Annotated in this window: 10 protein-coding genes; 5 read left to right on the top strand and 5 right to left on the bottom strand. The window is 56.8% G+C overall.

Features of this window, described 5'->3' with window-relative positions; genetic code table 11:
* Positions 1–133: 133 nt before the first annotated feature.
* The 5 genes from H8F23_RS21050 (at position 134) to H8F23_RS21030 (ending at position 17580) form a co-directional block, all read left to right on the top strand.
* A complete protein-coding gene (locus H8F23_RS21050) occupies positions 134–3718 on the top strand; it encodes a Tc toxin subunit A (protein ID WP_194935656.1) in 3585 nt (1194 codons plus the stop codon).
* Between the two features lie 9 nt (positions 3719–3727).
* Positions 3728–8572: a Tc toxin subunit A-related protein gene (locus H8F23_RS21045; RefSeq protein ID WP_194935655.1), complete on the top strand. Its 4845-nt coding sequence runs from the start codon at positions 3728–3730 to the stop codon at positions 8570–8572.
* Complete coding sequence (locus H8F23_RS21040; RefSeq protein ID WP_194935654.1) at positions 8569–13191, top strand: SpvB/TcaC N-terminal domain-containing protein; 4623 nt, start codon at positions 8569–8571, stop codon at positions 13189–13191. Before H8F23_RS21045 ends, H8F23_RS21040 begins: the two co-directional genes overlap by 4 nt.
* Positions 13188–15971 (top strand): RHS repeat domain-containing protein, encoded by a 2784-nt coding sequence (locus H8F23_RS21035; RefSeq protein WP_228759318.1) that lies wholly within the window; start codon positions 13188–13190, stop codon positions 15969–15971. The genes H8F23_RS21040 and H8F23_RS21035 overlap by 4 nt, the downstream gene beginning before the upstream one ends.
* A 283-nt stretch (positions 15972–16254) precedes the next feature.
* Positions 16255–17580, top strand: a complete 1326-nt coding sequence (locus H8F23_RS21030; RefSeq protein WP_194935653.1) for an OprD family porin — start codon at positions 16255–16257, stop codon at positions 17578–17580.
* Between the two features lie 212 nt (positions 17581–17792).
* Here the strand turns inward: H8F23_RS21030 and H8F23_RS21025 are convergent, their stop codons facing one another.
* The 5 genes from H8F23_RS21025 to H8F23_RS21005 form a co-directional block, all read right to left on the bottom strand.
* Positions 17793–18173, bottom strand: coding sequence for a DUF6124 family protein (locus tag H8F23_RS21025; protein WP_194935652.1), 381 nt, complete (start codon positions 18171–18173; stop codon positions 17793–17795).
* A 471-nt stretch (positions 18174–18644) separates the two neighbouring features.
* Complete coding sequence (locus H8F23_RS21020; protein WP_194935651.1) at positions 18645–18977, bottom strand: DUF2790 domain-containing protein; 333 nt, start codon at positions 18975–18977, stop codon at positions 18645–18647.
* A gap of 78 nt (positions 18978–19055) precedes the next feature.
* Positions 19056–19259 (bottom strand): co-regulatory protein PtrA N-terminal domain-containing protein, encoded by a 204-nt coding sequence (locus H8F23_RS21015; protein WP_194935650.1) that lies wholly within the window; start codon positions 19257–19259, stop codon positions 19056–19058.
* Between the two features lie 260 nt (positions 19260–19519).
* Entirely contained in the window at positions 19520–22258 is a 2739-nt protein-coding gene (locus tag H8F23_RS21010; RefSeq protein WP_194935649.1) for an RHS repeat domain-containing protein, read from the bottom strand.
* Between the two features lie 108 nt (positions 22259–22366).
* A complete protein-coding gene (locus tag H8F23_RS21005; protein ID WP_194935648.1) occupies positions 22367–25270 on the bottom strand; it encodes an RHS repeat-associated core domain-containing protein in 2904 nt (967 codons plus the stop codon).
* Between the last annotated feature and the right edge of the window lie 54 nt (positions 25271–25324).

The following is a 25324-nucleotide window of genomic DNA, read 5'->3' as shown; positions in this document are numbered from 1 at the left end:
AATAACAAAAAGATCTAAAAAATAGCCATCGACCTGTCAGGTTTGACAGGTTACTCAACTTTGTTTTGTCGTTACTTTGATCCTGCCAGGCATCTCGGATGCCTCCCCCCCTTCCGGCAGGAGATCCAAAGTCATGGCCGACACCCCCTCACTGTTAAACGCCCTCATCAAGTTCGACGCCCCGTTAAAAAGAGGCCGCACCGACTTCGCAACGGCCATGCAGAAAATGGGCTTCACCTCCGTCTTCGATATTGTCCGCCTACCCAAAGCCGCGTTCGTTCGTCAGCTTGCCGAGTTCACCGATGCCAACGCCGAACTCGCCTACGACAATGCCATGGCCTATGCGGCATTGATTTCACGTTTGTACCGGGAACACCAGACCTCCACTGGCAAGTTTCAGCAACTTTCTCAACGTAGCGGCGTTCGCGCGCTGGTTCCGCCGGGGCCTACTTTTCAGAACTTATTCAATGAAAGCTGGGACGACTTCTGCAAGGTCGGGGCGCTGGTTGCCGTTGATATGATGATTGCTTACCTGATCAACTTAAGGGTATTTCTCCTGCAACTGGAAGCTACCAACAAGGACCCCAAGCGCATCCTGATGGATATGCGTCGTCCCGACCTGAAGGAACTCTTGATCACCCACGAAAGCACTTTTACCCCAAGGCCGATGCTGGAGCTGGTGACTGAGATACTGCAAGATCGTTTGGGTGCCTTTCTAAAAACCAGTCTTGCTGATAAAGGCAAGTCCGCCCATGAAGCAGTGGCTGATCGGCGTTATCCCTTCGAACTGCCCTACAACTTTTATCACCATCAGTGCCAATTGGGGCTGGCCGATAAAAAGCCAAGTTTGGGGGAATTGAACTATCGGGCCAGCTTGTTATTGCCGATCAAACAGCAATCAAGCAACGACTATGGCGAAGTACAGAAACCGGTACTACAAGCGCAACGCTTGTTATGCGGATTGAGCAACGAACAACAGAACCTGCTGATCGAACCCTCGGTGTTCAGCAATTTTTATCTCACCCGAAATGATCTGATCAAAGGCTGGGGAAGCCCGGGCACCACCCATCTGCGCCCGCATATCTCTTACAAGAGCTGCTATTTGCTGCTGGCGGATCAGGAGGATGTCGCAACCGTCAATCCGCAGGCACTAACGCCCACAGGAGATGGGGGCAGCAAAACCCTCCTGTCGCTGACTTTTCGCAAAGGCTCCCAGACACTGCCAGCCGATGTCGATCTGAGTTCCAACACTCCGGTTCCTTTAGCGGGCTGGCTGATCAATCGCCTGCACAATGCGTCACCGAACCCCATCATTTCATACCTGAAGGGCACCGCATCCCTCCCCACCCCCACCGAACAGGGATACACCGCCAGTTTCGATCTGGTCACCGCCACCGCCACCACTGTCGACGCCGAGCCTGTCAGGCTGGCCCGCCAGCGCTTCACCCTCACACTCGATGAGCACTACACACTGACAGCCGCGCAGATGGATTTTTTCAGAAAATCCTACGGTGTCGAGGTTTCGGAAAGTTCGCCGCCATGGCAATTGACGCGCCTCACAGACTTCATGGCGCATACCGGCCTGAATGCCGAACAGGTTGAAATGCTTCTGTGCCGACAGACCCGCACGGTGCGTTTGTCGCCAAACTGCCCCAGCCAGAGCTTGCAACACGGCGGGGTAACGCTCCCGGAAGCGGCTGAAAAAGTGCTTCCGTTTCCCCATCCGAACCAGTATGGAGCCTGCTATGTCAATGGCACCGGCACCGGTGCAGACCTCAATGACAGCGAGCGGGAACCTGACGCCGCATCGATCCTCCGCGATCAGTTCGACAATGCGATGGGGCTGGAACAAATCACCGTGGGCGATAGCAAGCAATGGCGCCTGAGCAAAACCTCGCTCGACCGTCTCGACCGCCTGCAACGCATGATTCGCCTGCAACGCTGGCTGCAGATCCCCTTCGCCAAGCTGGACACGCTGATCATGTCTGCGATCCGCGCCGAGGGCGAAGACAACCTGGCGATGGAACTCAACGAAAATACCCTGCGTGCATTGGGCGTCTATCGCTACCTCCATCGGCACCACGGTATCGAGCCGGAGGAGTTCGCCGCGCTGATGCACGACCTCTCGCCTTATGCCAGCGGCAAGGATGAAGTGCCGTTGTTCGATCAGGTGTTCAATCGCGTGCAACTGTTCGACACCCCTCTGATCCTCGATCAAGAGATCATTGACCTGAACGCCATCGACACCGCCACGCAGAAAACCGTGTTGCAGTTGTGTGCCGGCCTCGGTGTGCAACCGACTGAAGATTCGTTTCTGTTGATTGCCAAGCAAACCAAGAAGTACCTGACCGAGCTCAAGCGCGATTTGCCCACTGTCTCCTCGCTCTACCGTCAGGCCCGGATTGCCCGACTGTTTGGATGCTCCGTCGCCGACTTGCTGACGCTGGCAGGCCTGCTCGGAGGTTCGGATTATAAAACCATATTGGCGAGCGGCCGCCTGAGAACACGGGCGACGACGGGAAAAGCGGACATCCTCGATGTGACGATGCAGTTGAACTGGGCCTTTCAATGGCTCAAGGACAGCCAACAGACCGTCACACAATTGCAACAACGCCTGGGGCCGCATGCTTTGGTGCATGTCGACGATCTGGACGGTAATCCGCAAGCTCAGATGGCCGAGCCGCCGCCCCTGCCCGACGATTTGCTTGAGCGTCTGCGCAAATTGCAGGAGGACACGCGCCGCAGCATGGTGACCGAAGCGCAAGTGGCCGCATTGGGCCTTCCGCTGCGTAAGGATGTAAAAAACCGACCACAAGACATCCAATGGTTCAGCCTGCTGGTCGGCCATAAGCTGATCACAGCAGAAGGCCTGTTGATGGACCTTGATCGTGCACTGACGCTGGTGGACGAACCGATCACCTGGCTACAGGCAGGTGTCGCGAACGTACTCAAGGACCAGGACCTGGAACAGGCCGTCAAAGACACGTGCGCCGAGAAACTCACTGAACTGCTGCTCGGTGCGCATGATCGCCAGGTTCAGTTGCTCGAAGGACTGTTCCAGGAAACCGCCAAGCTGGCGCCGGACCGCTGCCGGGCGGTCATTCACTGGGCACATTCGTCGGTCTACAGCATTCTACTGTCAGCGCTCAAGGACACACTCACACCTGAATTGATCGAGCATTACCAGCGCGTCTTTCGCCACGCCGAAATCGTTGTGCAACTGCGATTGAGCAACAGCGCCCTGCGCCTGTTCGTGGTCAATCCAACATGGCTGGGTGGCTCGCAATACGAGGGTAGCGGCAGCGAGCCGTGGCTGTCCGATCTCTATCTGCTCGAACGCTTCAGCCACTGGTTCCACAGCCAGAGCCAATCGGAGGACAGCGTGCTGAGCTACTTCAGTTGCGCCAATCCGGCCAAGGCGCAATTGAAAAACAAAACCCTGCGCAAGCTCGCGAGCGAAACGGCCAACGCGGCACTGGCTCGTTTGCTGGACTGGTCCGAAACAGAAATTGCCACGCTGACCATTACCCTCCCCGGTGAACGCGCCAGCTCGATGGCCGAGGTCGACTGGGTACGTCGTTGCCAGGCCAGCGGACTGTCAGCCAAGGCACTGCTGCAAGCCACAGGGCTGACAGATGCAAGCGCGCTGGACGACTGGAAAACCGTTGGAGACGCGGTGATGGCCGCCAGCTCTGACTCAACGCTGGCAAAGGGTTAAGGAACGATCATGACGACTGCCTTCGACGCCCCCCTCAATGAAGCATTTCGTGACGCGATGCTCGCCCTGTATCTGCATGAGGCCGTGCCCAACGATCCGTACCTGATCAAGCAGGGGCTGACTCAACATATCAAGACCGCCAACGACCTCTACGAGTTCTGGTTGCTGGACGTGCTGGTCAGCCAGGATGTGCCGACCAGCCCGGTGGCCTGTGCCATTGCCAGTTACCAACAACAGATCAACAGCATGATGCTGAACATGGAGCCGGGGTACAGCGACGACAGCTTCACCCCCCAGCAGATCAAGACCTGGCGCGACGGTCTGAATCGCTTCCCGATCTGGTCCGCCATCCAGCAATTGCATTACTTCCCGGATATCTACCTCGACCGCAAGCTGCGTTTGACCAAGACCGACAGTTTCGAACAACTGGAAAACGACCTCAATCAGGCACAGATTCAGCCCGAAACCGTACAGACTGCGGTGCTCTCTTACCTGGCCAGGTTCGAAGAAATCGCCAATCTGAAGATCTGCAACGGTTACATCGATGGCGAAGATTTCGCCAACAGCACCTACTACTTCATCGGCAAATCCCCCGCCGAAAATGCCTACTACTGGCGCTCACTGGACATGCGCCAACGCCCGGTCAAAGAACCCGCCGCCGGCCCCGGCATTGTTCCATACAAATTCGACAAGCCTCTGCCCAATGCCTGGTCGGACTGGCAAAGAGCCAATGTGCCGATTTCGGAAAAAGCCCTGGAACACACGATTCGGCCATGCTGGTTCAACAACCGTTTGTTTGTGATCTGGGCCGAGCTGGAACTTCAGGATGCCGACGCCACGCAGCTCCCTGTAGAAGGGAGAGCCGATGACAGCGTCAAGGTCAATCCGCGGTTCCGCTTGTATGCCAGCTACAAGAAATACGACGACAGCTGGAGCACGCCCCGGATCTACATCGAGAATTACTGCCAGACCAAGGCGCTGATCGAAAAGCCCCTGGAACAGATTGCAGAGGAAACCCAGACCATTGCGGTGTATGACCATTCGACGTCGCCGGAGTCGATGGTGATCATGTTGTATTCGAACTATGAGGCGAGAACATCCGAAATTCCCGGCAATAGCGACAAATACGACTTTCTGCGAACGGTGCGGATCGACAAGAACTTCAATGTCACGCCGCTGTTTCCATCACATGGAGTAGTGCCCAATGACAAACCAGGCACGCCTCCATCCGCCACAGCGTTTCAGGATGACTCGGGGCATGTGCTGCTGATCGGCCACATCTTCGCTAACAGAAACGCTGGCCGTTTTCAGTACTGGTTACCCGCCAGCACTCCAGTGTTTGGCGCTCTCGAACACGAAACACCAAAAACGGAAGAGAACACATGGAACTTCAACAATTGGCAGTCGCGCATCAAAACCTGGGAAGAACGTTCCGAGCTTGTCTACCATCCCGGCAGCTCAGGTATCGAATTGATCTTGAGGCTGGATGAAGGCTTCGCGGACGTCACCACGATCAAATTTTCTGTTAGTACTGCAACAGGAGTCGAACTCTTCAACTTGACACTCGTGTTCAGTCATACAGACAAAAGTGAATGGCTCACGCTGCTCGAAGGCTCGGAGATCAAGTCCTTCACCGGGTTCATGGATAACCCTGATACGGTGTATTGCTTCAGAGGCTTCCCAGACAGTATCAGAAGTCTGATTTCCGATCCTGACAGCAACAACCGAACTGAATTCTCCGTTCCTCGCCTGGCACCGAGTGAAACCGCCTCTCTCAAGGGGAAATTGGCGGGTTCGCACATACTCGACCTGTTGCGGGATCACCCCGATCAAATTGCGATATTTGATTTCTGGCGTTTTCCCAGAGGCGGAGAGAGTTCTTCGATGATTGTCTTTCCGGGTATTAAACATCATGTCGTCGAGTCTTATGGTTACCAGCTTTTCATAGGCCACCCTCTGGACGTTATGGCCACTGAGTTTCCTGCAACTCTTGAAGATATACGTCCCCTGTATCGCTCCGGAATCGTCGAAAAACTGCCCGAATACTCAGGCGGTGGCGGAATTACAGTCCCCGTCGACAAGATTAGCTACCAACCCGTTGGCTGGCCGGTTGAGTGGCCCGACAATCCGGCCGAAATGAAAATTCCACTCGTGTATGGCGTCTTGATCCACAACAAGAATCGCTTCGGCTATTCACTGGTGGGCGGTGCCCTGAAAGCGATATCCATCACTTGGGGGGAGGCGCTGGCAACAGAACAACAAATAGCGGCGCGCATCAACGACCATGACAGCCCCTCTCTTGGCAACGCCCAGTACATCGACTTTGCTGGATCAAGCATCGAGTTCAGTGACGGATGTAAACCTGATGGAGATTCTCGAGCGCCCATCCGCATGAACACCACCTTCGCCCGGGAGTTGATCCAGCTCGCCGAGAGCGGTATGGATCCGCTACTGAGTTGGGAAACCCAGACACAACAAACGGAGCCGCCTATCCCCAACGGTCTCGGCGCGCAAGCCATGGACTTCTCCGGCGCGTACTACCTGTATTTCCTCGAACTGTTCCTGTACTTGCCGTGGCTTGTTGCCGATGTCTTGAACGAGCAACAGCAATACGAGGAAGCCAAACACTGGCTGGCTTACCTCTTCGCCCCTTCACGGCAAAGCGCCGATCCGGGACATCCCGGCTATTGGCAGGCTGTGCCTCTGGAAACACCCGTCTGGCCCGGTGCGCCAGACCCCAGCCAGGCCATTGTGTACCCGGACGATCCGCATCAGATTGCACTCAGTTTTCCCGTGCACTTTCGCAAGGCGTTGTACGGACTTTATCTCGATATCGAGAGCAATCAGGCTGATCAGGCCTACCGAGAACTGACACCGGACGGTTTGGCAGAAGCCAAGTTGCGCTATGTCCATATTCTCGCTTTGCTCGGGCCGCCCCCTCATGCGCGGCAAGTAGACGTTTGGTCACCGATCACGCTGGATAAGTTGAGTGCTGCGAGCAACAAAGACCTGCGTGCCTTCGAACAACAACTGATTGCCACTCAACGCCAACTGCAGGACAAGCCGCCGCTACGCATCGGCAAGGCCCCGCAATCGCAGGACGCGCCATTGCTGTGTCTGCGGCCGTACCGCGAGGACTCATCGTTAGCCACCGTGGACAATCCGTATTTGCGCCGGCCGTTCAATCCGGAATTGATCAAGCGCTGGGACCGGGCCGAAAGCCGCTTGTACAACCTGCGCCACAACCTCGACATGGCGGGCAATCCCTTGAACCTGCCGTTGTTCGCAGCACCGCTGGATCCGCGCGCCCTGCTCGCTGCCTGGGGCCAGGGCCTGTCCGGGGCGGCGCTGAGTCGGTTGTTGAGTCCGCAGATTCCCCATTACCGCTTCAGCTTCATGTTCGCTCTGGCGCAGAACGCGGTGGACAGCGTGATCCAGTTCGGCTCGACGCTGTTGTCGCTGATCGAGCGCAAGGAACAGGCGCAGTACCTTGAATTGCAGCAGCAACAGGCGTGGAATCTGGCGAAAATGGCGGTGGATATTCAAACGCAAGCCATGGAGATTGATGAGAAAAACAGAGAGGCGTTGCAGGCCAGTCAGGCAGTGGTCGCATCAAGGATCAGCCATTACGCAAAACTCATCAACGATGGCGTCAGTCCGCTGGAAATCGCAGCGGGGGCTGTACATTATCTGAGTGGCGCAGCCCAGGTCGGGGCCTCGCTCATCCAGATTCCCGGCGAAATGGCAAAAATAGTTCCTAACATCTTCGGCCTGGCAGCAGGAGGTCAACGTTATGAAGGTACTTTTTTTGCGGCCACGGGGTTGCTACAAGCCACTGCGACAGGGTTGAGCACAGATGGCCAACTCATGGACCGCATCGAACAATACCGTCGCCGCGCCCAAGAATGGACTCTGGCCCACAACCAGGCAACACTCGAAGCCGAACAAATCAAAGCCCAGCTCGCCGTCCAGGAAGCGCAACACCACGCCACCCAACTACAACTGCGTCAGGCGCAAACCGCACTCAATCAAGCCAAGGCCACCCACGATTTCCTGCTGAGCAGCAATCGCTTCAGCCGATCGCAGACCTACGACTGGCTCAACAGCAAGTTCGCCGGTTTCTACCACACCGCCTACACCACCGCGCAATCCCTGTGTCAGGCCGCCGAAGCCTGCTGGCAATACGAGATGGGCGACTTCACCCGGACCTTCATCCGCCCCGGTGGGTGGAACGCCAGCTACCGTGGCCTCGGTGCCGGCGAAGAACTGAAAATGAGCCTGCAACAGATGCACAGCCAGTATCTGCAGAACAACCGGCGCGATCTGGAAATCAGGAAAACCGTGTCGCTGAAGGATTTGAAAGACCAGGATCCAGGCCCAAGCCTCAATAAAACATGGGCTGAGATCAAAAAATCGCTGGTCAACAACGGCACCTGTGAATTCGAACTGACCCAGGCCATGTTCGACGATGATTACGCCGCTGAAAATCACTACCTGCGTCGAATCAAGACCATCAGCGTGACCCTGCCGGCCTGCCTTGGCCCCTATCAGGATATTCGTGCCATCCTCAGACAGACCTACAGCAAGGTGGAAATGGCCGCCACGGCCGGTAACGTCAAGGAAAACCTGCGCGCCAGTCAGCAGATTGCGCTTTCCACCTCGCTGGAAGACAACGGTATGTTTCAGCTCAACTTTCAGGACGATCGTTACCTGCCCTTCGAGTACACCGGCGCCGTCTCACGCTGGAACCTGATCTTTCCCAACCACGAAAAACAGAGGGCCATGCTCCAATCCCTCCCGAATATCATCGTGCACGTCAGCTACACGGCCAGACGCGAAGGCGGTTCGCAATGAGCGAACAACAGCAATCGCAGCAACAGTCGACGATGCAGATCAACACCCCCGCCCTGCCGAAAATGGGCGGCGCCATCCAGAGCATCGGCAAGGGCTGGGGCGGCATCGGCACCAAAGGAACGGCGTCGCTGACAGTGCCCCTGCCGATTTCTCCCGGACGCGGCTTTGCCCCATCCGTGGCGTTGAATTACAGCAACGACACCGGCAACAGCCCCTGCGGGATCGGCTGGCAGTTCACCGTCAATGCCATCACCCTGCGCACCGCCAAAGGCGTGCCGGCCTATGACGGCACCGACCAGGTTGTCGGGCCGAGTGGCGATGTATGGATGCCCCAGCGCGATGACAATGGTGAGCTGATCTCTCGCAAAACGAGTACCTACAACGGTCTGCCGCTGGGCAGTGAATACCAGGTGGTGCGTCACTGGCCACGGGCCGAGGGTGAATTTGCCCTGATCGAACATTGGTCAAACGGTGCCGACAAACCCGGTTTCTGGCTGATCCATGGTGCCGACGGTAGCCTGCATGTGTACGGCACCAGCATTGATTCGCGCCGCGCCGACCCAGGCGACCCGCAACGCGTCGGCGTGTGGATGATCGACGAAAGCCTCAACACCCGGGGCGAGCATATTGTCTACCGATACAAAGCTGATACAGGTGTCCCCGTTGCGCCGCAGTTTCGCGACTACAGTGCTCAGCGTTATCTCGAACGCATCTGCTACGGCAACGAAAAGGCCCATCCACACTTGTACACGTGGGTTCCCGGCAGCTGGAAAAACCAGTTGTGGCACTTTCAACTGGTGTTCGATTATGGCGAACGCAGCACTGATCTGACTAAAGTACCGACCTTCGCAGAACAACAGCCGTGGCCCCCACGCAGTGACCCGTTCTGGACCTACGCCTACGGTTTCGAACTGGGCACCCGGCGCCTGTGTCGGCAGGTGTTGATGTTTCATCATTTCCCCAAGGAACCGGAAGATGACCCCGTACTGGTCCAGCGCCTGCTGCTGGACCATCGAACCAGCCCATTGGGCTACAAACAGCTGACGGCCGTACACTCGCAGGCTTACGACAGCCTGAGGCAGACAGAAAACCGGCCGCCGATGGAGTTCAGTTACAACGCCTTTGAGCTGGACGCCAAATCTCAGGGCTGGGTCCGCTTTCCCGACATGCCCGGCCTCAACGACGGCCAGCGCTATCAATTCGTGGACCTGTACGGTGAAGGCATGGCAGGTGTGCTGTGTCGGTATGACCAAGCCTGGTATTACCGCGAGCCATTACGTGCGGCGGCCGGCGGTGACGACGTCAGCTACAGCGACTGGAAACGCCTTGACCACCAGCCAACGGCCGACAGCAGCAAACCGGTTCATCAGTCCCTCACCGACCTGACCGGCGATGGCAAGCTCGACTGGGTGGTCGCCACGCCGGGCCTGTGTGGCTTCTTTACCCTCGACCCGGATCGCAACTGGTCCGGGTTCGTCACCTTCGACGCGTTCCCCGGCGAATTTTTCCACCCGATGGCGAAGATGACCGATCTGGTGGGAAATGGACTGAGCGATCTGGCCCTGATCGGCCCTCGCAGCGTGCGCCTGTACGCCAACCAGCGCACGGCGGGATTTGCCGACGCCGTCGACGTATCTCACTCGTGTAAAACCGACGAGGGGGATGACGATGAGTTACCTGTGCTGAGCAATACTCCGGCAGAACTGGTGGTGTTCGCGGATGTGCTCGGCAGCGGCCAGCAACATCTGGTGCGTATCCGTCATTACGAAGTCAAATGCTGGCCGAATCTGGGGCGTGGACGTTTCGGCAAAGGCTTTGTGCTGTGCGCCCTGCCCTTTGCCTACCACCAATTCAATGCCGCACAGGTTTTGCTGGCTGACCTTGACGGCTCGGGGGCGGTGGATCTGATTTATCTGCAGCCCGATAACCTGCAGGTGTTCATGAACCACTGCGGCCAAGGTTATGAGCAGACTCCAATCCCCCTGCCATGGCCGGAAGGTGTGACTTACGATCCACTTTGCCAGGTCAGCGCCGCCGACCTGCAAGGGCTGGGATGCTCCAGCCTGATCCTCACCGTGCCGCACATGACGCCACAGCACTGGCGCTGTGATTTCGTCAAGGCCAAGCCTTACCTGATGAACCGCACCTGCAACAACATGGGCGCTATCAGCAGCGTGAGCTACCGCAGTTCCGCACAGGAATGGCTGGACGAGAAACACGAGCAGCACGCCGCCGGCATCGAGAACCCGGTGTGCAAGCTGCCACTGGCCCTGCATCTGGTAAGCCGGCAGACCCAGTGCGATGAAATCAGCGGCAACCTGCTGACGCAAACCTTCAGTTACCGAGGCGGTTATTACAACCGCTTCGAGCGCGAATTCAGCGGTTTTCGCCTGCTCCTGCAAAGCGATACCGAAGCGTCGGCCGCCGAGCGCGCGCGTGCCGGTTTTACTGCGCCGATTCTGAGTAAAACCTGGTTCCACACCGGCGAGTCCATCGACCCGCCAAGAGACGGTTATTACACTCGCGACAAGGAAGCTGCAGACCTGCTACCCACGCTGCTGCAGGACTACCACCTCAACGACCGCGCGACACAGCCGCTCGGCACATTCGACGAAGACACCGCCCGAGAAATAGCCCGCGTCTTGAGCGGGACCACGCTGCGCTCGGAAATCTACGCAGCGGATGATGCTCCAGCGACCGCCGTGCCTTACACCGTTCAGGAAAACCGTTACGCGGTGCGCAGGCTGCGCCCGAAAAGCAAACACCAGCCTTACCCGGTGCTTCAGGTCCTGGATCTGGAGTCCATCAGCTACCAGTACGAGACCGCTGTCGCGGACGATCCGTTGTGCCAGCATCACCTCAACCTTGAGTGGGACGAATACGGTACGAGTCTGCATGGGTTTACCGTGCACTACGCGCGACGCCGAACCGTCGATGATCCGCCGCCGTTCACTGATGAGCACCATCAGAAATGGTGGAAAGATGCCCATGACCTTGCGCAACAGAAGTGGTACCTGACGCAAAGCCGAGCGCAGCCCATTCACCTGGCGAATGAAGAGGCCTGGCGCCTTGGGCTGCCATATCAGCAACGCAGCAATGCCCTGGTGCTGGAAAAGCCTGAACTGACCGCCACCCAGATCCATCATGATTACTTTCTGCAAATGAGCGCGGATGACGGGCCATGGGCGAAACAAGCGGTGTTGTCCGGCCTGTCCTTGCAGCGCTACATAAACCCCGAGAACGGCCAGACGCTCGCACCCGGCGAAGCGACCTTCGAAGGCTTGCCCGCTTATGTGGAAACGGCGGAACTGGACGCCATCGCCCTCGCCGCCTACGACAAACTCAAAAACGAGCAGGGCAACATGCCCTTCAACCTCAAGGAAAAACTGCAGTCGGCCGAAGTCGGCTACCACATCATGGATCTGTTTTTACCCGACGTTGAAAAGACGCCGCCGGCAGATCCCGAAGACGCGAAAAATTACCTGTGGTCGGTGCACCGGGGCTTCCCCACGTATCACAAGCTGGACGGTTTCTATAACGTGCAGAAATACCGCGAGACGCAAAGTCACGGTGAAACCCTCATCACCTACGACACCTACTGGTGCCTGACCACTGCGGTGACCTTGCCCGACGGTTGCACCACCCGCAGCCTCGATGTCGATTACCGTACCTTCCTGCCAGCGGCAATCGAAGACGCCAACCGCAATATCCAGGAGTCACGTTACAACGCCTTCGGTGAACCGCTGGTGACTGGTTTCCGCGGTACCGAACTGGGCGAACCGGTAGGGTTCGACGCACTGGAGACCTATGAGCCGCCTCCAGACCGCGACCCGGCCATCGCCATCGCCGATCCGAAAAAAGCCATCGGCAATTTCGCCAGCGTCAGTTTCTGGGACACCTTCAGCTGGATGGGACGTATCAGCCGCACGTCCGCACCCTCCCCTGACTGGTTGGCGTGGGCCAAGGCTGAAGGCTTCATCTTGCCCAGCGGGCACCTGTGCGACCGCGCCCGCCAGCGTGTGGCGGGCCTGAAAGATCCCGACGCAAACGAAACCGAGTTGAAGAAGCAAATCGACGCTTCACAACGTGAGCCCGTGTACGCCGTCGCCCTGTTGGCCGATCGCTATCCCGGCGACCCCGAAATGCAAGTACGGGTCAGCATCACTTGTCTGGATGGCTTTGGCCGCACCTTGCAGACCAAACAGGAAGTCGAGCCGGGCAGATCCTGGCAGGTCGATGAGAACGGCGAGCTGCGCCTCGACGCCGAAGGTCGTCCGCTGGAAGCCGACGTGCCCCGCCGCTGGCGCGTCAGTGAACCGGTGGAATACAACAACAAAGGCGAAAAAGTGCGGATCTACCGGCCCTACTTCGCCGATCAACCGCGCTACATCAACGACCGCTCGATGCGCCAGTACGCCTTCCACGACCAGCAGTTCTATGACGCGGCGGGCCGCCCGACCGAAACCGTACTGGCGAAAAAAATGCCGCAAGGCCCCTCGGCGGAACCGAAACCCTTGCGCCGGGAAATCTGGTACTGGATCTGGTGCAACGTGGCCTTCGATGAGAACGACCTGTTTGAACCGCCGCCGGAACAACGGCGGCGGAACTGGTGGTCATGAATATGGGCATCCATGCACAGACGCCGAACCTGAGCGTCATCGATAACCGTGGCTTAGCGGTGCGGCAGATAGCGTATTGGCGCGAGGACGCTGGCACACCTGAGGCACGCATCACTGCCCGTTGCCATGACGCTGCCGGGCGGTTGGTGGCGCAGCGAGATCCACGCTTGTTCGCTGACGCTTCCGCGCCCGCCAACCTCGCCACGGTGTACTCACTGAGCGGTCAGGTGCTTTCTACGCTTAGCGTCGACGCCGGATGGCGCGTCAATCTGTGTGGCGAAACGCGTCAACCGCTGCACGGTTGGGATGGTCGGTACAGCCAACGCAGGATCGAATACGACCAACAGCTACGACCACTGGCAGTGTTCGAACACGCCCGCGACGGCGAGCCTTTGTGTACGGAGCGATATGGTTATGGCGGCAGCGATCCGACGTTCGCCACGCGCAACCAGTGCGGGCAACTCATCCGCCACGACGATCCGGCCGGCACGCAGTTGTTCGAACAGTTCGGATTGACGGGTGGGGTTGTGCAGCAGACTCGGCATTTTCTGCATTCTCTCGATGTTCCCGACTGGCCCGGACCGCTGCCCGACCGCGACGCGTTGCTCGAACCCGGCGCCGGGGCTACGAGCCGTTCGGTTTTCAATACCTTGGGCGAAACCATCGAACAGACTGACGCCAAAGGACACCGCCAGTTCTTCGCACAGAACCTCGCCGGACAGCTGCGCGAAGTACGCCTGCAACTGGATAAACAACCCCAGTCGAAAACTCTGGTCAATGCCATCCAGTACAACGCCCAAGGCCAGGCCGAGCAGGAAACCGCCGGCAACGACGTGATCACCGCGTTGCACTATGCGCCCGAGGATGGTCGCCTGACCCGACTGCACGCCAGACGCAACAACGATATCTTGCAAGACCTGCGCTATGCCTATGACCCGGTCGGCAATGTAATCAGCATCGAAGACGCCGCCCTGCCGATTCGCTATTTCGCCAACCAGCGCATCGAGCCGATCAACCGTTATGGGTATGACAGCCTCTATCAGTTGGTCAAAGCAACGGGATGGGAGGCCGGCAGCACCAGTCAAGGCCCGCTATGGTCTTCTTTTAACGATCCGGCCGCAGTCACCCGATACACCCAGACCTACCACTATGATCGCGGTGGCAATCTCCTGGAACTGAGTCACGAAGGCGCGCAACAACACGGCCATCGCCTGCTCGCTGCCGCCCGAAGCAACCGCTGTCTGCCCGTGTTGAATGGCGTGGAGCCGGACGAAGAAGATTTTCGCAACGGCTTCGATGCCAACGGCAATCTGCTCGCTCTGCAGCCGGGGCAATCTTTGCATTGGGATCTGCGCAACCAGTTGCGCGAAGTCCGGCCGGTTGAACGTGACGACGCGGCTGACGATAACGAGCGCTATGTTTACGGCGCCGACGACATGCGCCTGCGCAAACTTTGCCAGACGCAGGCCAACGCCCGGATGCTGATCGCTGAAGTGCGTTACCTGCCGAACCTGCAAATCCGCACCCACATCGGCACGGGCGAAACGTTGCAGGTCATCAGTGTTCAGGCCGGACGCAGCAGCGTGCAAGTGTTGCACTGGGAATCCGAGCCGCCCAACGACATCGACAACGATCAACTGCGTTACAGCCTCAGCGACCATTTGGGTTCCTGCACGCTGGAGCTCGACAGCGCGGGCCAGGTGATCAGTCATGAGCGTTATCACCCTTTCGGCACCACCGCTTGGTTCGCCGGGCGCGGGGAAGTCGAAGCGAGTTATAAAACGCTGCGCTATTCGGGCAAAGAGCGCGATGCCACGGGGCTTTATTACTATGGGTTCAGGTATTACGTGGCGTGGTTGCAGCGGTGGTTGAATCCGGATCCAGCGAAGGACATTGATGGCCTGAACCATTATCGGTTTGTCCGCAATAACCCGATCCTGTGGGTAGATGCCGAAGGCTTGGCGCCGGTGACGCTCTTATATGGGTTTGAACATGTCAGGTCACGAGTCCTGAATGGCCTTGCCACAGCGTCGCCACAGCAAAGCTTCGTTCGTATCGATGAAATCAATGACGCTCTCCAAATCAATATGGAAAACGCTTCTTCAGACTTTGAAGGGTTCAATGAAATGATCCGCGAAGGCATTGAAGTAGAGGACGACAATGTCGATTACTTTATGCAGGCCACCCCCAGTTACCAAGGGACGCCTGCCCAGGCCCGCAACTTGCTGCAAGGGTGGTCAGATTATTTAAAGAGTCACTCCGCGGCATTTGATATCACCCGAAAAATCCAGAGTTATGAAAAAACATCGACCAAAGAGGTCGAGCAATTCTGGAAAAAAAATCTGCGCGAGCCGCTGTCCGAGCACGAGGTCCAGAATGCTACGTTGGCATTACAAGACAGTAGTGAGGCGTTGTTTTCCCTGCGAACTGCAAGTTCGATAAAAGCGGGAGATGCCGTGATCAATTGGCAGTTCCGTCAATTTTCAAAACTGGCATTGGACTGGATGGCAGGCACTTCCGAAACAGGGGACGACTCGGGCGTGGTGTTTTTGGATGTCATTGCCCGATCCCCCGATTTCGTATTCAAGGAATTTGCACAAGAAACGTTTACAACCAAACCTTACAAGGAGGCTGGGGCGGTCTATGGAAAATCCTATAACCCGATTACGCATTCCGAGCGCCGGCATCTACAGACCCATATGGCAGTATCCGACTCAAGCTATGTCAAGAGAGTGCATATGATCGGTCTTGATCAGGCCAGGCACTTGTCGAACGCATAGCCGTCTACGAGCCAGATAAAACATCCGACCGCTAGCAGCCCCTTCGCTGTTCCAGCACAGTTCCAGGCAAAACACGAACATCGCCAAGGCCATCTTACGATCGCGAACACCTCTGCCGCAGGATTCCTGTTACGTGACGAAATTGTAATTCCCCCATCACCCTGGCGTTATCCGCAGCTTGCAACGATGTCACCCGGCGACCATGCCGGCGGGCCCTGCCCCGCCGAACAATAAAACCCACGCCGATGCACGTTCCCGTTCTGCCGAACCCAAGGAGTGTTTGATGGTTAACAATTCAAAAATATCGATGGCCGCTTTAGCGGTGGTGGTCGGCGCCGGGCCGTCCGTGGTGTCTGCAGAGGACAAGCCCGAAGGCTTTGTCGAAGGCAGCAGCCTGACGGTGCTCAACCGTAACTTCTACTTCAATCGTGATCATCGCAACGGCCAGTCCAGCCCGACCGGCAACGGTTATTCCGAGGCTTGGGCGCATGCCGTGATCAGCAAGTTCGAATCCGGTTTTACCCAAGGTACCGTCGGCCTTGGTGTCGATGCGTTTGCCATGATTGGTCTGAAACTCGACAGTGGTGACGGCCGTAATGGCGGGCGCAGTTCGTTTGATGTGTTGCCGGTCAACAGTGATGGCGAGGCGCGGGACGAATACACCAAGGTCGGTGGCGCCGCGAAAATTCGGGCGTTCGATACGGTGGTCAGGGTCGGTGATGTGTTCCCGGCCAACCCGGTGGTCGCGGCGGGTGACTCGCGCTTGTTGCCGGAAAGCTTTCGCGGCGTGACGGCGAGCAACACCAGCATTGAAGGTCTATCGGTTCAGGGTGGTCGGTTGCATGCGATGAGCCAACCGGTGTCCAGCGACATGCGCGAGAACTTCGCCACTTTCTACGCTGGCCCGGTCAATTCGCCGTGGATTGCTTACGGTGGCGGCGATTACGCGTTGAACAAGAACCTCAGTTTCAGTCTGTATTCCAGCCGTCTCAAGGATGCGTGGAATCAGTATTACGCCGGTACGGCCTGGACGTATCCGCTGTCCGATGACCTCTCACTGTTCGGTGGCCTGAACTATTACAAGGCCGTCGACGAGGGCAAACAACTGCTCGGCGAATTCGACAACAACATCTGGAGTGGCCGCGTTGGCGTCAAGCTTGGTGCCCACTCCGTCGCCCTCTCCCACCAGCGCAACAACGGCAATGACGACTTCGATTACCTGCGCCAGTCCGACTCGATCTTCCTCGACAACTCGATCCAGTACAGCGACTTCAACTCGCCGAAAGAACGTTCGTGGATGGTGCGTTATGACCTCGACATGAGCACTTACGGCGTGCCGGGTTTGTCGTTCATGACCCGTTACGCGCGCGGCACCGACGCTGATTATTCCAACGCCAACGCCGTGTACATGCGCCGCGATGCCGAGGGCAATCCGCTGACCGATCAGAAGCGATGGGAGCGCGATATCGAAGTCAAATACGTGGTGCAAAGCGGTTCGATGAAAGACCTGTCACTGCGCTTGCGCCAAGCCACCACCCGCGCCACGGCGTTTGAGTCGGATCTGGATGAAGTGCGGGTGATTGTCGAGTATCCGCTGGCAATTCTCTGATTACGCGGTTGATGCAAATTCACCTTTAGAAGCTCCTTGCTCCTTTGGTAAGAGGTGAATCTTTTGGCGTCCTTCGGGGCGCTTTTTTTATGTCCGGACTTCAATTCACCCCGAACACCTGTGGGAGCGAGCTTGCTCGCGAAGGCGTCGGCACAGACAACATCATCATCGACTGATCCACCGCTTTCGCGAGCAAGCTCGCTCCCACAAGGTCAAGCGTCTGGTTCGACGTTATCCAGTGCCTTGTTCACCGCCAGTTCGCCGAGCATGACGACCTGCGCGATACCCAGCAGGGTCTTGCGATGGGTGCCGCCCAGCAGCGCGGCGAAGTCGCCGAGCATCACCGTGGCCGAGGCCAGGGATTCGCTGGCGTTGGCCAGTAATGATTCGGTATCGGCTTTGGGATTGACGAGGAACATCTGGTTGGGGATGTACGGTGCGGACATGATCGCGGCTGAGGGTTTGAGGTAGAAATCGAGGGCGCGGTCGGCGGCTTCGTGGAGTTTTCGGGTGTCGACGGAGGCGTACGGGGATGTTGAGTTGGCGTCGGGGATGGCGTCTGTTTCGGGGGGATTGGGTGTTGGCTTTTTCATAAGGTTCATCTTCTGTTCTGATAGTGGAGCTGGCCCATTCGGTTCCAATCGAAAGGGTGGCAGCTGTACGCAGGTTGGAACCCGGGGAACAGAAAACCCGACAGACTCGAAGTCTCCCGCGCACAGCTGCCATAACGAACTGCATACCATCAAAGGTGTGCAAGCATACGTCATGAAAAGTGCTTTCGCTTTCTGTAAAGCCACGGGGTTCCAATCCCGATCGCTGAATTGGCAGCGACCCACACAGGCTAGAGCGCGGTCGTCCGACGGACAACCTGAAAACATTGTGGGAAGGTTCCGCGATTCCCACACAACCTTTAAACATCACGAATTGAAATACGCAGCGTGATATTGCAATTTGGCCCCTGTAGGAGCTGCCGAAGGCTGCGATCTTTTGATTTTAAAGATCAAGATCAAAAGATCGCAGCCTTCGGCAGCTCCTACACGGGACCGCGATTAGACGTTACAGATTCAGCTCCCGCCGTTTCGACACACTCCCATCACGTTGTACTTGATGGTGTTGAGCTGACCTGTGGAATCCTCATAAGTCATGGCCGTCGGCACCACTTTGCACGCAGCCTGCGGCTTCACCACGCTCACCACTTTGGCCACATCCAGCTTCATTCCGTATTGGTAATCCTTCACCACCGGCGGCGCTTTGCCCTGGTTGGCGGCGTACTGTTCCATGGCTTTGCTGTTGGCGCTGAGCGCACGTTCAAAGGTGCGGTCACCACCGCCTTCAGCCAGCACATTCACAGACATCGCCATGACTGCTGTGAATGCAATCAACTTGAGTACTTTCATATCGTTTTCCTTCACATCCGGGCGTAAAAAAAGCCCGGCATCGATGCGCGATAACGGGCTTGTTCAGGTGCAGCAGACTTACAGATCGCGGGTTTTGTCGTCTTTCTTGTCAGTGACGACAACCGGGTTGCCGGCGGTCTTTTCCTTGGCGACGAACAGCTCCATGGAACGGTCGTTGTTGGTCATCATCCGCTCGAATGTGCGGTCACCACCGCCTTCGGCCAACGCCACGGAAGAGATCGTCAAAGCGGCTGCGAAAGCACTGAGTCGGGCAAGTTTCATCGTTGATTCCTCGTTTAAGTAGCTGACGGGATCAAGGTAACAATCCGAACCTTGCGTGACGGTGGCGGGGAAATTACATATCCGTTATGTGCCGGGCACTCTTTCGAAGCCGGACATGAAACCAACTGTGGGAGCCAGTCTGCTGGCGATGAGCGGGAGCGCTCGCTTTTATTGAGCATCCTTTTTCGGCCCGCGAATCTTGTAACAGGCCTCGTACAACGCCGACAGGAACAGCGGCGTCAACTTGTTTACCTGCAGCGCTACCCAAATTTCTTAGCTCGGCTGTCTACCAGTCGATCGCTGAGTTCGGAAGCTGCCCCCCTGATACTGTCCGCATTTTCAGATGCCATTCGCGTCCTGATGCCAGGGTTGCGGTTGAATAAAGAGGCCGCAGTGTCGTAATTCAAATTCGACGGATCCACACCTGAATGCGTTGCGACCCCAAATGCAAACTCCTGTCGAGCGCTCGGAAACTTGGCAGCGACAATTATGTGTTCTGGAACCATGCCCTTCATGAAAAAATCCGACCAAGGCCGCTGCTTTGCCTTCGGTAAATAAAAATTATCCATGGCCTGAGTCCCGGCAACCCCATCCACTTCCTTTAAATGAGTGAGTTCATGACTAAGCACGTAAGCCAGTTTAGTTGGATCGAGAGTATTTACATTCAAAAAAATCCGCCCCTGCTTATCGTCTTTAAATACAGAAGCAGCCACACCTTGAACATTAACCCCGACGATTCTGTCCGAGCCCCATGGCTGTTGGTACTTCTTTGCCCATTCCGCTCCCTTGGTAAAAGCATCTAAGACGCTGGGTTTTACAGACTCATACCCGGCACCGAAGAAATCTGTCAATATTGCTGCGTGATCCACCAAGTCCGAACTGATAGCAACTTGAGCATTTGTATAAATAAGCTCGACTTGGGCGAAAGCCTCTAGAATTATAGTTTGTTTATCCGCTGGAAACTCCACCAAGCCTCGAGCAACAATAGAGCCTGGCGGTAGCGCACGCTCAAATTGATCGTTCCTGGCCTCATAAACTCGCCCATCCTCATCACTGAACACTATCGGATTATTTGAAACAAAAATAAAAATATTCAACCCATTAACAGGACCCGCTGGATCAGCACTTATCCAGCGTTGCAACCACGATGCGTAATACCGATAACCATAATAATAGAGCCCGGTAGCATCGCGTTCCTTACCCGAATAACGGATGGTTTTGTACTTCGCCACCAGAACACTTTTACCCGCCCAGCACGCCGTACCACCAAACGGATAATAGTGCTCCTGACTCAAAATCCCCGCCCCCTCATCCAATTCCAGAGTGCTGGAACCGAGATGATCACTCAGGCTGTAACGCAATTGATCGCTTTCACCTCCATCAGGCCAATGCAGCATTCGCACCTGATTACGCCCGGCTTCGACACTGATAACATGCCGCTCTTTTCCGTTCGCTTCGCGATGCACCTCAAGACCCGGCAGATAACGCACTTCTGTTTTCAGGGTTTGCCCGGATGTCTGGCTGAGGCGTGCTTTACGCAACCGATGGCCGGGTCGATCGTAAACATAACCTTCGTCGTCATTCGGCTCGTCCTGGCGTTGCACCAGCGTCACTCGTCTCAATTGATTGCGCACATCCCAGCTCATGGCCTGTCCGCGCTGCAATTGCAGCTGATTGCCAGCGCGATCAAATCCTTCCGAAATCTGCGGTTCTCCCGGCAGAGAGCCATCGTCGCGCTGGGCCAGACTTCGATTGCTGCAAGCCGAGGTAAACATCGAAAAACCCGCCGCACTGCTGTGATGACGGGTGAGCAGATTGCCCGCCGCGTCGTGATCGAATGTCTGGGTGTAGTTGCGCCGCTGATTCGGGTCCAGCGGTGTGGGCAGCAGATCCGGTAATGCCGGGCCATGGCTCGGCTGGCTGACTTCCCAGCCCTTGGCTTCGACCAGTTGATACAGGCTGTCATAGCGATAGCGGCTGACCGGTTCGATGCGCTGCTGGTTAAAGTAGGTCAGGGCCTGGGTTTTGTCTTCGAGGCTGACGATATTGCCCACCGGGTCGTAGACGTAATGCAAATTCTGCAAGGGTGTTTGTTCGCCGACGGCTGCGCTGAGCTTCAGCAGCCGACCATCCTCAGGGCTGTACTCTGCGCGGGTCATGACACCATTACCGGCGGTCTCCTGTTCGATCTGCTCCTGCGCGTTGTAACGGATAGCACTGACCAGGCACTTGGGCTGCTTATCCGCGCCGGCCGGGTGAAGCCACACCGCAGAAAGTTTGCCCGCCACGTCGTGATGGAAGGTTTGGGCATTGTTCATGGCATCGGTCTGCCGCTGGAGTTCACCGGTCGGACAGAAAACGTAGCGGGTGACGTAGGACTGCTTCTCCAGCAACCCATCACGGTGTTCAGGGTCGCTGGGCCAGTCGGGCAGATCGAGGTCCGTCAGCATGCGCCGCGATTCGACCAGCTCGGCACCGGCCAGACCATAGTCGTGGATGAGCCGGGTCCCCGCCGGGTCATTATGGCGGATCAGGCGACCGCACTGATTGTGCTGGGCGAAGGCATCACCCGTATCGGCATAACTTAATCGCTCAACCACACGAGGCAGTTCGCCACGGGCCTGCTCCGTCACAACAATCGGGCGCTGCAGGTCGTCATAGTCGCGATGGCATTCGCTACCTCGGGCGTCCCAGGAACAATGCAATGAGCCAGCCTGATCCGGCAGACTCAACTGCCAACCGGCATCGACGCTGTCCGTCAGCAATGCCTGCCCGCTCAATCCGTACGTGGTGGCCAGGTTCGGCTGCGGCGCCGTTCCCCACAATCGCGGATCCCACGAGGCCACCTGACGCCCCGCTGCATCAAAGATCTGCCGGGTAATACGCGATTCGATGTCGGTTTGGTCCGGATGCCGACAATAGCCAACGCTGCGAATCGCCAATGCTCGCGGGTCCATGACCGACAAGGTCGGAGTGGCGGTGTCATGGTGAGTCTTCATGGCTACGCGAGTCCTTGGCATCAGAGGACCAAGACTGCACCTGTTTTCTTTCGCCCGATACTGTAAGAACTAACAGGTGCGATGGAAAAAAGGCTCATCCGCCAATACTCATGAAAACCATTTTTTGAAAAAACCCTGATTCTGGGGCTTTTGATAGTAGGCAAAGAAGTTGCCGATGGATCTGACTGGCGCGCCCTCCTGAGGTCGCCTGTAGAGCACATCACCCTGCGCGCCAACCACACCAATCCCGGCGGAATATCCGCCATCAAGGTTCACTGACCATCCTCCAGCCCCACTCATACCTTCAAGCCTGGCCATCACTCTGGACCATTCAGGCATGGTATAGCCCGTAGCCGTTTCGTTACGTCCGGTGCTGTTGCCCCATGCCAGACGCGTACGCTGCCCGGTTTCTGATCCGCCGGGCAAAGTGATTCCCGAACGAATGTTAGGTGAACCTGCATGACCCAACTTTCCAGGTTGATTGTTCTTGGGGTCAAAGAGAAACTTGGTATGACCTAACATGCTTTCCGGAAAAGCAGCTTCGCCACCCTGCGACAGAAGAGGCCCGGCTTCAATCCTCGAGCCGTCTCTCATTCGGACTGTCACAAAATGTCTTCGATAGTCAGAAGGTACAGGCGCATAAATCTGCTTTTGACCTCCGATCTTGCTGGGGCCGATCGACGCAAAAGGCGAGACGTACTTGCTAGCCTGATTTTTCAGGTTGAAAAAACCACCATTTACATAGGCTACGACAGCTGCGTTCTGAAGACCTGCTTGCAACTTTATGTTTTCTCCCGACACTGTATTCAGACGAATACCCAGTTCGGCCCCGGCCACTTTGCCTCGCATTGACGGATCAAGAGACAAATAGGCAAGACTCCTGTCACCTTTGACGGAGCGTTCCATATCCATTCCCATGCGGTTGAAAAGCTCATTACCGCCAGTGATGTCGACTGCAATTATTCCCGGGCCAACAGAGCGTACCCATACACCATCTTTTGATGCCACGACTCCAGCGTACGCCCTACGCCATCTGTTCTGCGCATCGCTCCCCTCCAAACCGTCGGAGTCAACAATGCTTATCGGGTTGTTGCCGACCATTGCAAACAGGTTAAGTCCATCAAAGGCCGGATCCGGGCTCATCCAACGCTGTAACCAAGGCGCGCAGTATCGAAAACCGTAGTAATAAAGCCCCGTTGCGTCCCGTTCCTTACCTGAATACCGATTGGTTTTGTATGTCGCCACCTCCCCACTTTTTCCGGCCCAGCATGCTGTACCACCGAAAGGGTAATAGTGTTCCAGTGTCAGAATGCCGGCTTGCGCATCCAGCTCCAACGTAGAGGAACCAACAAGATCACCATAGCTGTAGCGAACTTGATCGGCATGAGCACCGTCAGGCCAATGGAGTATCTGTACAGAAGTTCGACCGAGCTCGACATTGATGACCTGATACTCGCCATCACCGGCGCTGTAACGTAATTCAAGACCATCGAGATAGCGAACCTCGCTGCGAAGGGTTCGACCGGAAGCCTGCTTGATGGACACTTTGCGCAAACGATGCCCATGTCGGTCGTAGCGAAAACATTCGCAGTCATCAGTGCTGTTTTCACGCGAAACCAAAGTGACCTGATCCAGCTGATTGCGTATATCCCAAACCATTTTCTGCCCGCGTAACAGCTCCAACTGATTGCCGCAGTTATCGAATCCGTTAACGATATCGCTTTCTTCTGGCAGGGAACCGTCATCACGCTGCCCCAGACTTCGATTGTTGCCAGCAGAGGTAAACATCGAAAAACCCGGGGTGCCACTGTGGTGACGAGTGATCAGATTACCCGCCGCATCGTAATCAAATGTCTGGGTGTAATTGCGTCGTTGATTGGGGTCCAGCGGAGTCGGCAACAGATCCGGCAATGCCGGGCCGTGACTTGGGTTACTGACTTCCCAGCCCTTGGCTTCAATCAGTTGGTACAGGCTGTCGTAGCGATATCGGCTGACCGGTTCGACACGTTGATTGTTGAAGTAACTTACCGCCACGGCTTTGTCTTCCAGACCGACGATGTTGCCCACCGGGTCATAGCTGTAGTTCAGATCCTGCAAGGGTGTTTGTACGCCGGCAACTGCCACTAATCTAAGTAACCGGCCGTCTTCACTGCGGTACTCGGCACGGGCAATAACACCGTTACCAGCCGCTTCACTTTCGACCTGATCCTGAGCGTTGTAACAGATTTCGCTGACCAGGCATTTCGGCGTCTTGCCCCCGCCGGCCTGCAGAAGCCAGGTCGCGCGAGGCTTTCCAGCCACGTCGTAATGCACCGTTTTGATGTTACCCACCGCATCGGTATGACGCTGAAGCTCACCTGTCGGGATGAATGTCTGGCGGGTGACGTACACTTTTTCTTCGAGATACTCTTCCCGGTCGGCGGGTTCGGGTGGCCAGTCGGGCGGCGCAAGCTCAATCAAAAAGCGCCGCGACTCCACCAGCACTGCGCCGCCAAGGCCATAATCATTGAAGTGCCGGTTGCCGGCAGGATCGTCATGGCGAATCAGTTGGCCACACTGATTGTGCAGCGCGCATTCATCCGTGGCATCCCCATAAACCCGACGCTCAACCACCTGAGATGGCCCACCGTGCGCTTGCTCGATGAGCGCTATCGGCCGTTGGAGCGCATCGTATTGATGATGGCTCTGGTTGCCCCGCGCATCCCAGCCAGAACACATCGAACCAGCTTCACTCAACAGGCTCAACCGCCAACCGGCGTCAACGCTGTCTGTCAGTACCGTTTGTCCGCTCAACGTGTAGCGGGTGGCCAGATTCGGATTCGGCGCAGCGCCCCACAAGCGTGGATCCCACGACGCCACTTGCCGCCTTGCGGCATCAAAGATCTGCCGGGTAATGCGCGATTCGATGTCGGATTGGTCCGGATGCCGACAATAGGCAACATTGCGAATCGCCAATGCTCGCGGGTCCATGACCGACAAGGTCGGAGTGGCTGTGTCATGGTGTGTATTCATGGTGACGTGAATCTTGGCATCAGTGAACCAATACTGAACCTGTTTTCCCGGGCC

The organism is Pseudomonas neuropathica (assembly GCF_015461835.1).
Taxonomy (GTDB): Bacteria; Pseudomonadota; Gammaproteobacteria; order Pseudomonadales; family Pseudomonadaceae; genus Aquipseudomonas; species Aquipseudomonas neuropathica.
Note: the sequence above shows the minus strand (reverse complement) of the source record. Positions and strands in the feature narration are given on the sequence as shown.

What these genes read in the sequence shown, in the direction of transcription:
- H8F23_RS21040 (WP_194935654.1), top strand. Translation starts at nt 8,569, where the DNA reads ATGAGCGAACAACAGCAATCGCAGCAACAGTCGACGATGCAGATCAAC.
- H8F23_RS21005 (WP_194935648.1), bottom strand. Translation starts at nt 25,270, where the DNA reads ATGAATACACACCATGACACAGCCACTCCGACCTTGTCGGTCATGGAC.
- H8F23_RS21050 (WP_194935656.1), top strand. Translation starts at nt 134, where the DNA reads ATGGCCGACACCCCCTCACTGTTAAACGCCCTCATCAAGTTCGACGCC.
- H8F23_RS21020 (WP_194935651.1), bottom strand. Translation starts at nt 18,977, where the DNA reads ATGAAAGTACTCAAGTTGATTGCATTCACAGCAGTCATGGCGATGTCT.
- H8F23_RS21025 (WP_194935652.1), bottom strand. Translation starts at nt 18,173, where the DNA reads ATGAAAAAGCCAACACCCAATCCCCCCGAAACAGACGCCATCCCCGAC.
- H8F23_RS21010 (WP_194935649.1), bottom strand. Translation starts at nt 22,258, where the DNA reads ATGAAGACTCACCATGACACCGCCACTCCGACCTTGTCGGTCATGGAC.
- H8F23_RS21045 (WP_194935655.1), top strand. Translation starts at nt 3,728, where the DNA reads ATGACGACTGCCTTCGACGCCCCCCTCAATGAAGCATTTCGTGACGCG.
- H8F23_RS21015 (WP_194935650.1), bottom strand. Translation starts at nt 19,259, where the DNA reads ATGAAACTTGCCCGACTCAGTGCTTTCGCAGCCGCTTTGACGATCTCT.
- H8F23_RS21035 (WP_228759318.1), top strand. Translation starts at nt 13,188, where the DNA reads ATGAATATGGGCATCCATGCACAGACGCCGAACCTGAGCGTCATCGAT.
- H8F23_RS21030 (WP_194935653.1), top strand. Translation starts at nt 16,255, where the DNA reads ATGGTTAACAATTCAAAAATATCGATGGCCGCTTTAGCGGTGGTGGTC.